Origin of the sequence: Paraburkholderia domus, from assembly GCF_905220705.1 — a bacterium.
Taxonomy (GTDB): Bacteria; Pseudomonadota; Gammaproteobacteria; order Burkholderiales; family Burkholderiaceae; genus Paraburkholderia; species Paraburkholderia domus.
The window spans coordinates 47,360-62,771 of sequence record NZ_CAJNAT010000037.1; the positions used below are offsets into that span (position 1 = coordinate 47,360).

General features: G+C 59.5%; 10 protein-coding genes. 5 read left to right on the plus strand and 5 right to left on the minus strand.

The features are described 5' to 3' along the window. Positions 1-68: 68 nt before the first annotated feature. From KHO31_RS34660 to KHO31_RS34670, 3 genes are all read right to left on the minus strand, one after another. On the minus strand, positions 69-770 hold the full coding sequence (locus tag KHO31_RS34660; protein ID WP_201072030.1) for an NAD-dependent epimerase/dehydratase family protein: 702 nt from the start codon (positions 768-770) through the stop codon (positions 69-71). Between the two features lie 82 nt (positions 771-852). Further along, positions 853-1,728: an SDR family NAD(P)-dependent oxidoreductase gene (locus tag KHO31_RS34665; protein ID WP_201072436.1), complete on the minus strand. Its 876-nt coding sequence runs from the start codon at positions 1,726-1,728 to the stop codon at positions 853-855. A gap of 56 nt (positions 1,729-1,784) precedes the next feature. Further along, positions 1,785-2,357: a TetR/AcrR family transcriptional regulator gene (locus KHO31_RS34670; protein WP_201072028.1), complete on the minus strand. Its 573-nt coding sequence runs from the start codon at positions 2,355-2,357 to the stop codon at positions 1,785-1,787. A gap of 511 nt (positions 2,358-2,868) precedes the next feature. Here KHO31_RS34670 and KHO31_RS34675 point away from each other — a divergent pair. Beyond that, a complete protein-coding gene (locus KHO31_RS34675) occupies positions 2,869-4,542 on the plus strand; it encodes a methyl-accepting chemotaxis protein (RefSeq protein ID WP_236060862.1) in 1,674 nt (557 codons plus the stop codon). 78 nt (positions 4,543-4,620) lie between these two features. Here KHO31_RS34675 and KHO31_RS34680 read toward each other — a convergent pair whose 3' ends face one another. Together KHO31_RS34680 and KHO31_RS34685 are read right to left on the minus strand one after the other, a co-directional pair. Then, positions 4,621-6,831 carry a xanthine dehydrogenase family protein molybdopterin-binding subunit gene (locus KHO31_RS34680; RefSeq protein WP_201072022.1) on the minus strand — a complete coding sequence of 737 codons (2,211 nt, stop codon included), beginning with the start codon at positions 6,829-6,831 and terminating at the stop codon, positions 4,621-4,623. A 2-nt stretch (positions 6,832-6,833) separates the two neighbouring features. Beyond that, a complete protein-coding gene (locus tag KHO31_RS34685) occupies positions 6,834-7,295 on the minus strand; it encodes a (2Fe-2S)-binding protein (protein ID WP_201072019.1) in 462 nt (153 codons plus the stop codon). 186 nt (positions 7,296-7,481) lie between these two features. Between KHO31_RS34685 and KHO31_RS34690 the strand changes: the two genes are divergently transcribed. The 4 genes from KHO31_RS34690 (at position 7,482) to KHO31_RS34705 (ending at position 15,350) form a co-directional block, all read left to right on the plus strand. After that, on the plus strand, positions 7,482-8,426 hold the full coding sequence (locus KHO31_RS34690; protein ID WP_201072016.1) for an AraC family transcriptional regulator: 945 nt from the start codon (positions 7,482-7,484) through the stop codon (positions 8,424-8,426). A 535-nt stretch (positions 8,427-8,961) separates the two neighbouring features. Further along, positions 8,962-12,426 (plus strand): type I restriction-modification system endonuclease, encoded by a 3,465-nt coding sequence (hsdR, locus tag KHO31_RS34695; RefSeq protein WP_211625442.1) that lies wholly within the window; start codon positions 8,962-8,964, stop codon positions 12,424-12,426. Positions 12,427-12,501: 75 nt separating this feature from the next. Beyond that, complete coding sequence (locus KHO31_RS34700; RefSeq protein ID WP_211625444.1) at positions 12,502-13,959, plus strand: class I SAM-dependent DNA methyltransferase; 1,458 nt, start codon at positions 12,502-12,504, stop codon at positions 13,957-13,959. Next, the gene (locus KHO31_RS34705; RefSeq protein ID WP_211625446.1) at positions 13,956-15,350 is read left to right on the plus strand and encodes a restriction endonuclease subunit S; all 1,395 of its coding nucleotides are present in this window, start codon (positions 13,956-13,958) and stop codon (positions 15,348-15,350) included. The genes KHO31_RS34700 and KHO31_RS34705 overlap by 4 nt, the downstream gene beginning before the upstream one ends. The last annotated feature ends 62 nt before the right edge of the window (positions 15,351-15,412 follow it).

Below are 15,412 nucleotides of genomic sequence, written 5' to 3' on the forward strand. Positions count from 1 at the left end.
TGGTGCGCCGGCACCGGCGCTCAGCAAAAAAAAGAAGCTGGGCGTAGACGTCACGCCCATCCAGACGCTCAGCCGGCGTGCAGGTCGAGCGCCGGCTCGGATGCGGTGCGACTCAGCGCGCAGATATCGGCGACTTCGAGCACGGCTTTGGCGGCGCCATGGCGCGCGACCGCCAGCATCGCCTGGCCCATGTCTTCGGTGCTCACGATCAGGTTGGGCAAAAGCGCGCGCAACGTCGGCAGGAGAGGCTTAGCCAGCGCATAAAACAGCCGGAACGAGCGAGTCTTCGAGCGGGCGCCGTTCAAGGGCTCGATCACCCCCGGACGAAACAGATAGACGGCCTTGAACGGCAACTGCTGCAACGCGTTCTCAGTCCTGCCCTTGACGCGGGCCCACATGCTGCGGCCGTGCTCGGTGCTGTCGGTACCGGCGCCGGAAACGTAGACGAAGGTCATCTGTGGATTGAGGCGGGAAAGCGTCCGCGCGGCCGCCAGCGTCAGGTCATAGGTCAGCCGCGTGTACTCGGATTCCGGCATCCCCGCCGACGACACCCCCAGACAGAAGAAGCATGCATCGAAACCCGTCAACGATGCTTCCAGCGCCCGGTAGTCCATCAGGTCCGGCTGGATCAGTTCGACGAGGCGCGGATCCAGTTGGCCAGTGCGAGTGCGGCCAACTGTCTGGACCGCCTCGACGTCAGGCGCGCGCAGGCATTCGCGCAATACGCCTTGCCCGACCATGCCGGTCGCGCCGAATATCAGAACTTTCATGATGCATGCTCCATGGTCGCGCCCGGCCAGCGCGCGTTGGTGGGTCCTTCGAATACGTCCCTCAGGCGGTCGGGACGAGTCCTCAGGCTTCTGCTGATGCGCCCGGAAAGGCCGGCAGCGGCGTTGGCGCGGAGAAGTCGGTGGCGGCACTGACCGCCTGCCACGCTTCGGCGCTTGCTGCGCGCGCCTTGTCGCCTTCGCCGGCGTAATGCAGCGCATCGCTACCCAGCAAGAGATGCGCCGGTAAAGAATCGTGATACGCGAGCTTCAGCACCACTTGCGCAACCTTCGCCGGATCGCCGGTTTCACGGCCGACGTGTTGAGACAGCATATCCGCCACGGCGCCGACCGACGGCACATAATCCGGCAACAATTCCGGCGTCGCGCCGCTCGCCTCGGTGCCCCAATCTGTTTTCATGCCGCCCGGCTCGAGCGCAGTCACGTGGACGCCGAACGGTGCGAGCTCCTCGCTGATCACCTCGGTGAAACCGCCGACCGCCCACTTCGCAGCCTGATACGCGCTCAGTCCCGCAATCCCGACGCGGCCGCCCACCGAGGAAATCTGGATCACGTGGCCGGCTCGCTGTTTCCGCAGTACCGGGAGCGCTGCGCGTGTCACGTTGACGACGCCATAGAAATTAGTGTCGATCTGCGCCCGGAAATCCTCCTCGGTAGTTTGCTCGAACGGCGCCAGGTGACCGAAGCCCGCATTGTTCACAACGACATCGAGGCGGCCGAAGGCGTCGACAGCGGCCTGTACCGCATTGCGTGCCGCCACCGGATCCGTGACGTCCAGCGCAACCGCCCGAACCTGCTCGCCATAGCGTGCCAGCAGATCTGCCAACTGACGCGGATCGCGCGCAGTAGCCAGGACGCGCTCGCCTGCGCGCAACGCTGCTTCGACGATTTCGCGCCCAAGCCCACGGGCACTTCCCGTAACCAACCAGACCTTCGACATCATGCGCTCCTTACATTTAAATGAGCAAGCAATCACTCATTAATCAGACAAAAAAATTAGTTCTGGGCAATCGCGTGCCAGAACGCTTCAAAGCCGGCCTTGCGGTAACGGTCAGCGTCACCCGGTTCGCGAGCGATGAAATCCATGGTGGTTTCCGCCATCGCCGCCATGATCGCCGACACGAAAGCCGGCGGCTGATCACGCAACGCGCCACTCGCCACGCTCGCCTGAATCATTGTGTTGATGTCCGCGAAGGACTGCATGCCGGTCGCTCGCGTGCAGTCGCTCAGGCGCTCCGACACGGACAGTTGCGCCATCGCCCGGCGTTTCTGCGGCTGCGCCACACCCCAGTCGACAAACTTGTTCCACACGTGCTGGGCACGATCGCGCACGCTGGCTTGCTTCGGGTAAGTCGTCATCATCACTTCGCGCAGCTCCGCCTTGATGTCCAGGTAGAGCTGGTTCAGCAGTTCGTCTTTATTGTCGAAGTACGTGAACAGCGTTCCCTCAGCCACGCCCGCGAGTTTTGCGATGCGTGCGGTAGGCGCGCCCAAGCCCTGCTCGGCGACGACCTCGGCGGCGGCTGCAAGGATGGCGTTGCGTTTGTCTTCGCTTTTCGGACGGGCCATACGGATTGCTTCGGCTACAACCAATAAATGAGTGATTGCTCAATCATATCCATGGATGACCACTCGTTCAAGCCATTTTTTGCTTGAGGCTTGTCAGCAGGTCACCTACTCCGGCATGCCCGAAAAATGAAAAGAAAATGTAATAAAAACTTTTCATCATGTGCCTAAATATATTCAAACCAATAGAAAACGATGCGTTCTGCGTTCATCGTGTGCAAGCTTAGTAGAGGAATACCCACTATTCCTTAAGTACGTGAGAATTCGATCCGATAACCAATAAATGGGATGCCTATTTACTGCCTGACGTTCGACGCGTTTTTAACGATGCGTCTTATGGGAGGCACGAAGGGTAAACCGCGCGGGACTGCCGCGATAAACGGCAGCCATATAGACGCTCCCATGCCCGGACCTGAGAGTCCATTGCGAACGCTCTAACGTTTCGTTATTGGAGAAAAAAATCGTGACACTTAAGCATCTCACCATCAAGTCCAAACTCATTGCCGGTTTCGGCATGCTATCTCTCATTGTCGTCGCGGTTTCCGGCCTTTCCCTGAAGGCGCTGAGCGATTCAACCGATGGTTTTTCCAACTACGTACACGGCATCAATGCACGCGCCGACATGGCGGTGCAGGTTCGAACCGCAGTCGATCGCCGGGCGATCGCAGCACGCAATCTCGTGCTCGTGACCAAACCTCAGGACCTTGAAATAGAGAAAGCCGACGTGACGCAGGCGCACGAAGACGTGCAAAACGATCTGAAAAAGCTCAACGACATGATCGCGAGCGCGACCGACACATCGGAGAAAGCGCGCAGCCTCGTCGCCGAGATCAATCGGGTCGAATCGGCTTATGGTCCGGTTGCCCTCAACATCGTCAACCTCGCGCTCACCAACAAGCGTGACGAGGCGATCGTCGAGATGGACGATCACTGCCGGCCGCTACTTGCCGCGCTGATCCGCTCGACCAACGCGTATGCCGACTACACGCGCTCACGCCAGGAACAACTGGTCAACGAGTACACGGCGCATTACGAAAACCAGCGCAATCTGTTGATCGCGATCTGCCTCATCGCGTTGGGGCTCGCCGTCAGCGCGTGCGTGGTGATCACACGCGCGGTGACCGGACCGCTGCGTTTTGCGATCGACGTCGCGCGTACCGTGTCGGAAGGCGATCTGCGCACACGCATCACCGTCGACGGCAGCGATGAAACCAGCAAACTGCTGAGCGCGCTGCGCGAGATGAACGAGCGGTTGACGGCGATCGTCGGACGGGTGCGCGACAGCAGCACCAGCATCGCCGGCGCGGCGCGTCAGATCGCAGCGGGCAATATGGACCTGAGCCAGCGCACTGAGCAGCAGGCAGCCTCGTTGCAGGAAACCGCTTCCAGCATGGAGGAACTCACCTCGACAGTTAAGCAGAATGCCGACAATGCGCAGCAAGGCAGCATGCTGGCTGCGAATGCTTCGTCGGTGGCGCAAAAGGGTAGCGAGGTCGTCGGCCAGGTGGTGAACACGATGCATGACATCAGCGACAGTTCGACCAAGATCGCGGATATCACGGGCATCATCGAAGGCATTGCGTTCCAGACGAACATCCTCGCGCTGAACGCGGCAGTTGAAGCCGCGCGTGCGGGCGAACAAGGGCGGGGTTTCGCGGTGGTCGCAAGCGAAGTCAGAAGCCTGGCTCAACGTTCATCGAGTGCGGCAAAGGAGATCAAGGATCTGATCGCCAACTCTGTGGAAAAGATCCGCGATGGCTCGGCGCTCGCTGGTGAGGCGGGCAAGACGATGACCGAAGTGACTCAGGCCGTGGCACGCGTGACGGACATCATGTCGGAGATCGCCGCGGCATCGATTGAACAAAGCCGTGGTATCGAGCAGGTCAATCAGGCCATTACGCAGATGGACAACGTCACGCAACAGAATGCGGCTTTGGTGGAAGAGGCTGCAGCGGCTTCGCGGTCGATGGAAGATCAGGGGGAACAATTGAATGAAGCCGTAGCGTTTTTTCAGGTGAAGGACGCTGCACCTGCGGTAGCGCCCGCACCCGCCCGGCGGGAGGCGCCGCGGCGCGAGGTTGCGGTTGCTGTTGCCCCGCAGCGCGTTGTGCGGGCCACGGCAGTTGCGCCGGCTGCTGCGCTTGCTACCGCGACTGCCGGTGCGAATGACGGGTGGGATAAGTTCTGATTGGACTCGCGCCCCCGCGTGCCAGGCACGCGGGGGCGCAGATCATCACGACGTGGCGCGCCGTCTTCGGTTAGTCGGTCAGGCGGTCTTTTCCGAAGCGGCAAGGAACGGCAGCGACTGAATCCGCCTGCCGGTGGCCGCGAAGATCGCATTCGCCACCGCCGGCCCGACCGGTGCGACGCCTGGCTCACCGACACCTGTCGGTGCTTCGCCCGACTGCACGATATGCACCTCGACCTTGGGCATCTCGGCGATCCGCAGCACCTGGTAGCCATCGAAGTTGTTCTGCTCGACCTTGCCGTCCTTCAGCGTGATCGCGCTGTGCAACGCCGCGCCGAGACCGAAGCCAATGCCACCTTCCATCTGTGCGGCGATGACGTCGGGATTGATCGGTGTGCCGCAATCCACCGCACAGACGACGCGCTCCACTTTCACGTTACCGTCCTTGTCGACGGAGACTTCCGCGACTTGTGCGACGAACGTCTTGAACGCCTCGGCCACCGCGATGCCGCGCCCGCGCCCCTTCGGCGACGGTTTGGCGGGGTCCCAGCCCGCTTTCTGCGCGGCAAGTTCAAGCACGGCCTGCATGCGCGGTTCGTGCTCAAGCAGATCGCGGCGGAAAACGAACGGGTCCTTGCCCGCGGCGTGCGCGGCTTCGTCGATAAACGCCTCGACCGCAAATGCCGTATGCGAGCTGCCGACCACCCGCCACCACAACACGGGCACGCCGGTCTGCGTGGTCGTCAGTTCGACCGAGATGTTCGGAATCGCGTAGGCCACGTTGGCGGCCCCCTCGACGGACGTCCCGTCGATCCCGTTCTTGACCATCACGCTTGCGAAAGGCGTGCCGGCAAGGATCGACTGACCGACGATGCGATGCTGCCAGGCGACGAGCTTGCCGTCGGCGGTGAGGCCCGCGTCGAGCTTGTGGAAGTACATCGGCCGATAGAGGCCGCCGTGGATGTCGTCCTCGCGGGTCCACTGCAGCTTGACCGGCGTACCGTTCGCACCCAGCGCCTTCGCGATCGACACGGCCTCGACGATATAGTCCGACTGGGTGTTCGCGCGTCTGCCGAAGCTGCCTCCCGCATACAGCGTGTGAATCTTCACCTGCTGCGGATCGAGCCCGGCCGTGCGTGCGGCATTGCCCTGGTCGACGGTCTGAAACTGGTCGCCGGCCCAGATCTCGCAACTATCGGGGGTGAGCTTGACGACGGCGTCGAGTGGCTCCATCGGTGCATGAGCGAGATACGGGAACGTGTAGGTCGCCGAGATTTTCTTCGCCGCGCCTGCAAGCGCCTGTGTCGCATCGCCGTCCTTGCGGGCGGATGCGCCGGGCTGTTCGGCAAGCTGCCGGTACTCGGCCATGATTGCATCCGAGCTGCGCTTTTCGGCCTTCGAATCGTCCCATTCGACTTTCAGCGCATCGCGGCCCTGCTTCGCCGCCCAGAAACCCTTCGCGACCACCGCAACACCGCCCGGCACCTGCACGACCGAGACGACGCCCGGCACCGCTTTCGCGGCCGACGCATCGAACGACTTGACCGTCGCACCGAAGAGCGGCGGACGCTGCAGCAACGCGACCAGCATGCCGGGGAATGTCACGTCGAGCGTGAACTGCGCGGTGCCGTTGGTTTTCGGTGGCACGTCAACACGCGGCAGTTGATGCCCGATCAAACGAAAATCCTTCGGCGATTTGAGCGTGACCGTGTCCGGCACCGGCAAGCGCGACGCCGCCGACGCGAGCGAGCCGTAGGTCGCGGTCCGGTTCGTGGCTGCGTGATGAACATTGCCGTCGCGCGTCGTCAACTCAGACGCGGGCACCTTCCACTGCGCAGCGGCGGCGGAGACCAGCATCGCGCGCGCTTTCGCGCCGGCATCGCGCAATTGCATCCACGAGTTGGCCATCGCCGAACTGCCGCCCGTGCCCTGGATCGTACCGAACGCAAGATTCGCGTAGCGCTTCGCATCGGCGGGCGCGCTTTCGACACGCACGTCCTGCCAGTTCGCATCCAGCTCTTCCGCGACGATCGTCGCGATGCCGGTGTATGCGCCCTGGCCCATCTCGACGTGTTTGGCGATGACCGTGACGCTGTTGTCCGGCGCGACACGCAGGAACGCATTCGGCGCGAATGTCGCGTCGGGTATCGTGGCGGCGAGCGCGCGGCGGCCCGTGCCCGCCCATTCGAAGCCGATGGTCAGACCGACTGCTGCGACGGCGCCGGCTGCTTTCAGGAAGGTCCGGCGCGACGGGCGTACCGCATCCGTGAGATCGATATCGGTCGTCATGGTCAGGCCTTCAGGGTGGCAGCGGCTTCGTGGATGGCCGCGCGAATGCGGGTGTAGGTCGCACAGCGGCAGAGATTGCCGTTCATCGCGGCGTCGATGTCGGCGTCAGTGGGCGTCGCGTTATGTTCGAGCAAGGCTGTCGCGGACATGATCTGTCCGGACTGGCAGTACCCGCACTGCGGTACTTGCAGCTTGACCCATGCAGCCTGGATGGCCTTTGCGGGCCGGCTTTCGATGCCTTCAATCGTTGTAATGCGCTTCCCAGCAATAGCTGCGAGCGGCAGCACGCACGAGCGGGTGGCTTCGCCTTCCAGATGAACCGTGCAGGCGCCGCATTGCGCCATGCCGCAGCCGAACTTCGTGCCGTGCAGGCCCGCATTCTCGCGGATCGCCCAGAGGAGCGGTGTGGTGGGATCGGCATCGAGCGTAACGTTCTTGCCGTTGAGGACAAACGATGTAGACATTGAACCTCTCCGTGGGGAAAGCCCGGACTTGGCGCCGGGTGTACGCGGCAGTGTGTACCGACTGCCTGCTGTTGCCTTTACACAATCCTGCAAAATTATTGAACAATGCTGCAAATCCGGCAGTCCAGCCGCGATTGCCCGGCAACAGTTGGTATGCTCGATTCCGTCAATCGGATTTAAATGCGCATGAAACTGCATTCCCCCCGGCTCGATTCTTCGGTGGCGCGCGAAACGGCGCGTTGCGAACTCGCCGCGCTCATCAGCCGGTTCGCGCCGGCGGACGGTGCCTATCAGACGGCGATCCCGTCGCTGACGCTCTATCGCTGCTCACAACCCGTGGATCTCGGCTGCGGCGTGACGAGCTCCGCATTCGTGTTCGCGGCGCAGGGCGCCAAGCGGGTCATGGTCGCGGGGCAGGCGTACGACTACGATCATCTGCATTGCCTCGTGACGTCGGTTGATCTGCCGATGATGTCGCAGGTGACGCGGGCGTCGCCCGATGCGCCTTATCTGTGCGTGAAGCTCACGCTCGATCCGCAACGCATTGTCGAACTGGCGACGCAACTGCGTCTGCCGGAACCCGATGCCGCGTCAGCAGGCGAAGGCATCGCCGTGGGCTCGCTGTCGGCACCGGTTTTCGACGCGGCCCTGCGGCTCGTGCGATTGCTCGATACTCCGGGTGACATTCCCGTACTCGCACCGCTCATCGAAAAGGAATTGCTCTACCGGCTGATGACGAGCGAGCAAGGAAAGCGGCTGCGGCACGTCGCGGTGAACGGGAGCCAGACGTACCGGATCGTGCGGGCAATCGAGTGGATCCAGAATCACTACACCGAGCTTTTGCGGATGGAGACGCTGGCACAGGCGGTGAACATGAGCGTGTCGTCGCTCCATCATCACTTCAAGAACGTGACGACGCTGACGCCGTTGCAGTATCAGAAGCAACTGCGGCTACACGAAGCGCGCAGATTGCTGCTCCGGCAAAGCGGAGATGTCGGGTCGGTCGCGATCCGGGTCGGGTATGACAGTCCTTCCCAGTTCAGTCGCGAATACAGCCGGCTGTTCGGCGCGCCGCCGCTTCGCGACGTCGCGCAGTTGAGGCGTTTGGATGGGGTCGGGTTTCGGGAGTAGGGGGCAGTCACGTTCACGACATCTCTCCCCTAGGGGCCGATGGATGCGTTTGGACGTCGTTAGAAACAAAAAACCCCGCGAGCCTTTCGGCTGCGGGGTTCTTGGACAAGCTCGGACAACCTTGGATGTAATCTTGGTGGAGAGGAGGACTATCAAACTGACCCACCAAACCTATAACTGGCAACGGCTCTCAACATCTGACGCACGACGATACCCCCAAACATACCCCCAACTCCGCCGCACTGCCGATCTCGATCGGCGCGCTGGTTGCGCGCAGGAGCTGGTGATCGCCGGAGAATCCAAGCTCAGTAATTCTTTTTCGCCGAACACCCCCTCCGAGGGGGCGAGGCAACCAGAGGGGCGGGGTGGTCTCCATGGTAGCCCATAGATTTTTTGGCAAAAAAGCCGATAGTTACAGATGGCGTCATCTAAGCGCCACATGAATTGCAAGCTTTCAGCCAGAATGAGCACCTGTTCTCAGGCACACCGGTTTCGCGTAAAGTCCGTCAGATAAATTACTACAGACGAACAGACCGTGAGCCAGACCGGGAATTTCAGCTTTCTAGCCGAGCATTCGCCCCTTCTCGCGCAGCTCGGCGCCGCCGCTGAGCAGACCTTCGCCAGCGACCCGAATACGACCCTCATCAAGCTCCGTCAGTTCGGCGAGGCGATGGCCCAAGACCTGGCTGCGCGCTTTGGCATCGAGTTCGACCAGACAACGAAGCAGTCGGACCTCCTTTTTCAGCTTGATCGCGAGGCGGGGCTCGACAAATCGATCCGTGGGCTATTCCACACGCTCCGCGTCGAGGGCAACAAGGCCACACACGAGTTCAAGACCCAGCACAAGGAGGCGATGGACGGCCTGAAGGTTGCCCGCGCGCTCGCAATTTGGTTCGAAACGTCATTCGGGAAGCAGGGTACCGCTTTCAAACCTGGCGCATTCGTGCCGCCTGCAGACCCCAGCACGCACCTGCGCGACCTTCAGATCGAGATTGACCGGCTCAAGGCCCAACTGAAGAGCGCGTCGCAATCCCTCGAAAGCAGCCAGCATCTCGCTGACCTCGTAGCGCAAGAGAAGGAGACGTACGAGACGCTCGCGTTGCAGATGGACGTTGAGGCGAAAACGTACAAGGAACTTGCATTCGAGCAGGAAGCGGCGCTGAAGAAAGCGCAACAAGCTTTCGACGCCCAATTGAAGTCACTGCAGGACCAACTCGATGCGAAGCAGGTCATTCAGGCGAGGATCAGCACACAGAAGGCTACACTGCAACTTGTGCTCTCCGAAGACTTGACACGCATCCTCATCGACAAGCAGTTGATGGAAGCGGGATGGGACGCGGATTCCGTGGAGCTAAAGTATGCAAAGGGCGTGCGCCCGGAGCCGGGAAAGAACAAAGCCATCGCGGAATGGCCGACCCACGAAGGTCCGGCCGACTACATGCTATTCGCAGGCATGATGCCCATTGCCATCGTAGAGGCGAAGAAGCAAAGCAAGGGAGTGGCAGATACTATCCAGCAGGCGGAGCGATACTCGCGTGGTTTGAAGCTCACACCGGAGCTAGCTGCACCATGGCAAGTGACGGGGCAGGCGGGGCCGTGGCCCGACGGTCAAAAGGGCTCCTTCAAAGTCCCGTTCGTGTATTCGTGCAACAGTCGCCCTTACATCAAGCAACTAGCTGAACAGAGCGGCACGTGGTTCCGCGACGTCAGGGCACCCTCGAATCTGTCCAGTCCTCTGGCAGGTTTCCATCAGCCGGACGGCCTCATTGATCGGCTGAAGCGAAGCAAAGAAGACGCCGAAGCGAAGCTCGCGCTAGAAGGCTTCGACTATCTTCGGTTGCGCGATTACCAAGTCAAAGCAATTCGGGCCGTCGAGGAAGCGCTATCTGACGGGCAGCGCGCTACGCTCGTTGCGATGGCGACCGGTACAGGCAAGACGCGCACCATCATTGGCCTCATGTACCGTCTATTGAAGACAGAGCGCTTCCGGCGCATCCTCTTTCTCGTCGACCGCACAGCGTTGGGGCAGCAGGCGACTGACACCTTTGACGAAGCATTGCTCGAACAGAATCAGCCGCTCTCGAAAATTTATAACGTCGCGAAGCTCGGCGATATGGCAGCGGCGGCGGAAACCCGTGTTCAAGTTGCCACGGTTCAGGCAATGGTCCGGCGCATCCTCCAGTCTGATTCGCCGCCCGGTGTTGACGAATTCGATTGCATCATCATTGATGAGGCACACCGAGGCTATACGCTCGATCAGGAGATGACAGAAGGCGAGCTTGTGATGCGCGATCAGAATCAATACCTGTCCAGCTATCGTCGCGTGCTCGACTATTTTGACGCGGTGAAAGTCGCCCTAACTGCGACGCCTGCGAAGCACACGACTGAGATATTCGGAAAGCCTGTCTACACCTATTCGTACCGCGAGGCCGTTGCGGACGACTGGCTGATCGACCATGAGCCGCCGATTCGATACGAGACGCTCCTCTCGAAGAACGGTATTCGCTTTGCGAAGGGGGAGACGGTCACAGCAATCAATACCTCAACAGGCGAGATAGAGTTATCGGAACTGGAGGATGAGTTGAGCTTTGGCGTTGATGCCTTCAACAAGAGTGTCATTAACGAGCCATTCAACAAGGTCATCTGCGACGAGTTGGCGAAGGAGTTGGACCCGTTCGGAGACGAGAAAACGCTCATCTTCTGCGCTACCGATATGCACGCAGAGATGGTGAAACGCTTACTCAGTGCTGCTTTCAAAGAACAATATGGCGACTCGTACAACGAGGCGGCAGTCGAGAAGATAACCGGTCAGTCAGATAAGGTTAGTCAGCTTATTCGACTATATAAAAACGAGAAGTATCCGAGCATTGCCATCACGGTTGATCTGCTGACTACGGGCATCGACGTGCCACCAATCTCCCACCTCGTGTTCCTGCGCCGAGTGCGCTCTCGGATCCTCTATGAGCAGATGATCGGCCGGGCAACGCGCCGATGTGATGAAATCGGCAAGACCGTTTTCAAGATTTATGACCCTGTAGACATTTACGCTGCGCTTCAGGATGTATCAACGATGAAGCCACTAGTTAAGGACCCCAACGTCACGATGGAGCAGTTGATCGGGGAGCTTATCGACCCCGCCAGCATCGACGCGCCGGGCAGTGCACCGGATCGCACGTACGCTCACGAGGTACTCGATGCGCTGAGCCAAGGCTTGATGCGTGTGCTTCGAAAAGCAACGCATGCAGCGGAGAAGAGACCTGCCTTGCGTGAGCGACTCGCACAGCTTGAACAGGTCTGGGGCGTACAGCCAAGCAAGCTTCACGAGCATTTGCATTCTTTGGGGCCGGTTGGTGCGGCGGACTTCGTGCGCCAGCATATGCAGCTTTTGGAGCAGCTTGCCGAGGTGAAGCAACTGGTGGGTACTGGGTACATGCCGATCATCTCCGAGCACTCGGACGAGCTTGTGCTGCGCGAGCAAAGCTATGGCGAATACGGACGCCCCGAAGACTACCTCGATAGTTTCAATCACTTCATCCACGAGCAAATCAATCAGTCGGCTGCTTTATCGGTTGTCGTGAATCGCCCGAAGGACCTGACTCGTGCAGAACTGAAAGAGGTTCGCATGTTGCTCGATCAGCACGGCTTTACCGAGGCACGAATTAAGAGCGCATGGCGACAGCAAACGAATCAAGAGATTGCCGCCAGCATCGTTGGCTTCATCAGACGGGCCGCGCTGGGCGAGGCTCTAATATCGTTCGAGCAGCGCGTAGCTCGAGCGATGGAAGGCATATACAAGCTCACAAATTGGACGCCCGTGCAGCGCACATGGCTCGGTCGACTAGCCAAGCAGCTTGTGCACGAAATCGTTGTCGATCAGCAATTCGTAAACAGCACGTTCGCGAACGACGGCGGCGCGAAACAGCTCGACAAGATGCTCGGCGGCAAGCTGGATACTGTGCTGCAAAACCTGGCGGAAGCATTGTGGCCGCAGGTGGCATAATTTGGTCCGAAATCTTCGCAGATCGTCGCAGACTGCTCCATCGACGGCCTGCCAACCCTTACTGAATCTGACCCCATGCGCAATAACGATATCGTCCAGAAACTGTGGAACCTATGCGACGTTCTGCGCGACGATGGCATCAATTATTCAGACTACGTTGCTGAGCTGGTGCTGCTCCTATTCATCAAGATGGAATATGAGAACGCCCAGAGCGGTGTGCTCAGCAAGCATAAGTTGCCAGAGGGTTCACGCTGGACCGATCTGACCGAAAAGAGCGGCTTGAACCTCTTGAACCACTATCGGGCCACACTGCTTTCCCTCAGCCAAAGCACCGATCCGTTGATTGCGGCAATCTATGCTGACGCACAGACAAGCCTGAAGGAGCCTCGCCATCTTGAACAACTTGTGAAGAGTCTCGATGGCATCGATTGGTTCTCAGCGAAGCGGGACGGACTGGGCGATCTATACGAAGGCTTGTTGCAGAAGAACGCCAGCGAAACGAAGTCGGGCGCGGGGCAATACTTTACGCCGCGCCCCTTGATCGACAGCATCATTCACCTCATCAAGCCGCAACCTGGCGAGACGATTCAGGACCCAGCAGCCGGTACGGCGGGCTTCTTGATAGCAGCAGACACCTACATCAAATCGCACACGGATAACCTGTACAACCTCAACGCCAGGCAGCAGACGTTCCAGCGTAACAAGGCGTTTCTCGGTATGGAGTTAGTATCCAGCACAAGACGGCTGGCGTTGATGAACTGCATGCTGCATGGCATGGAAGGCGACGATGATGGCGTAGTGCACATCGGCAATACGCTGGGCAACGCAGGTGCCGCCTTGCCCAAGGCCGACATCATCCTCAGTAATCCGCCGTTCGGCACGGCGAAGGGCGGAGGCGGTCCAACCCGTGATGACCTAACCTATGCAACAGGCAACAAGCAACTGGCATTCTTGCAGCATATTGTTCGCCACCTGAAGGACGGCGGTCGTGCTGCTGTTGTGTTGCCTGATAACGTCCTGTTCGAAGCGGGCGTCGGCGCGGACATTCGTCGTGACCTAATGAACAAGTGCAATCTGCACACTATCCTGCGCCTGCCGACCGGCATCTTCTATGCGCAAGGCGTCAAGACCAATGTGCTCTTCTTTAACAAGGTGAGCCAAGCCGCTACCAATAGCACGAAGAAGGTATGGGTCTATGACCTGCGGGCGAATGCCCCGAAATTTGGCAAGCGCACGCCGCTTTTGCGTGATTACTTTGCGCAGTTTGAGGCTGCGTATGGTGACGCGGCAGATGGCTGCGGCTCGCGCGTGGACGAAGGCGAAAGCAGCCGCTTCCGCTCCTTCAGTCGTGAATGGATCAAAGGGCGCGGAGACAGCCTGGACATTGCTTGGTTAAAAGATGAAAGCGGGGAGGATGCTTCTGATTTGCCGGAACCGGCGGTTCTGGCTCGTGAGGCGATGGATGAACTCAATGTCGCGCTAGCGGAGCTAGAGGGAATACTGACAGAACTGGGCAACGAGGCTCCCGTATGACCTTCTTACCAAACGGCTGGACACTTTCGAAGGTCGGCGATCTTATTGAATTGAACCCAAAGAATAGCTGCGACGGCGGGGCGACGGTCGGCTTCGTCCCGATGCCGCTTCTGGGCACTCGCTATCTGGGTTCCGTTGCCTTTGAAGCGAAGTTGTGGAACGACGTGAAAAAAGGCTACACCCACTTCGCAGACGGCGACGTGTTGCTTGCTAAAATCACGCCATGTTTCGAAAATGGTAAAGCCGGTATTCCGATGGGCCTGCCTAGTGGGCTCGGCGCTGGTAGTACGGAATACTTCGTTTGTCGCGCTAAGCCCGAACTGCTTGAACCACGGTATCTGCTCGCTTGGTTCAAAACGGACGGCTTTATGCGAAACGGTGCGGTCGAAATGACCGGTTCTGTCGGGCACAAGCGAGTTCCGAAGGAATATGTGGTCGGCAATATCATTCCGCTTGCGCCGATTCCAGAACAGAAGCGCATCGCCGACAAGCTCGACTCTGCGCTCGCGCGCGTGGATACCTGCCGCGAACGACTCAGCAGTCTTCCCGGTACCATTGAGAGGTTCCGCAGCTCAGTACTAGCTGCGGCCACGTCAGGCGTGCTCACCAGAGATTGGCGTGCCGCACGTTCTACAGGTTCGTATTTGAGTGAGCCGGACCCGAGCGAAGACCGGCTCGCTGTGTGCCTGCCGCCGGGGTGGGTTTGGTCTTCGCCGGAAGGGGTGAAGGCGGATGAACGGCATTCGTTAGCAATTGGCCCTTTCGGAAGCGATTTGACGGTTAAAGATTATCGCGACGAAGGGGTTCCTCTCGTTTTCGTAAGGGAGATCCGCGCTAGAAAGTTTGGCGACGAAAAGACTAAGTATGTGAGTTTCGATAAGGCGGCGGAGTTAGCCGCTCATAGCGTATCTGCTGGCGATTTGCTCATTACGAAGATGGGCGCACCTCCCGGTGACGCGGCGATCTATCCCGACGACATGCCAGACGCAATAATTACAGCCGACTGCATCAAACTTCGCGTCAATCCATCACTCGCGTTGGCTAAGTTTGTTGGTTATGTTGTCTCCAGCCCGCTATTCAAAGAACGTTTGCGAGAAATCACTGCCGGTGTAGCACAGCAAAAGGTCAGTTTGAAGCGTTTACGTAATTTCCCGCTTCAGCTTGCGCCTCTCGAAGAGCAACAAGAAATTGTGCGTCGAGTGGAGGTATTGTTTCGATATGCGGACCGCCTCGAAGCTCGTTTGAAGACCGCGAGCGAGGCTGTGGAACGCTTGACTCCCGCACTGCTCGCCAAGGCCTTCCGGGGCGAACTGCTACCACAAGACCCGAACGATGAGCCAGCAGAGCTAAGCTCGAATCTGGTGTATGGGGGATTTGAGGCGGGAGATTGAAGGCGGTGGAGGTTTCAGCTGAGAATCTGATTGTCGAAGTCGGAAACCAGCAAACAACAAAC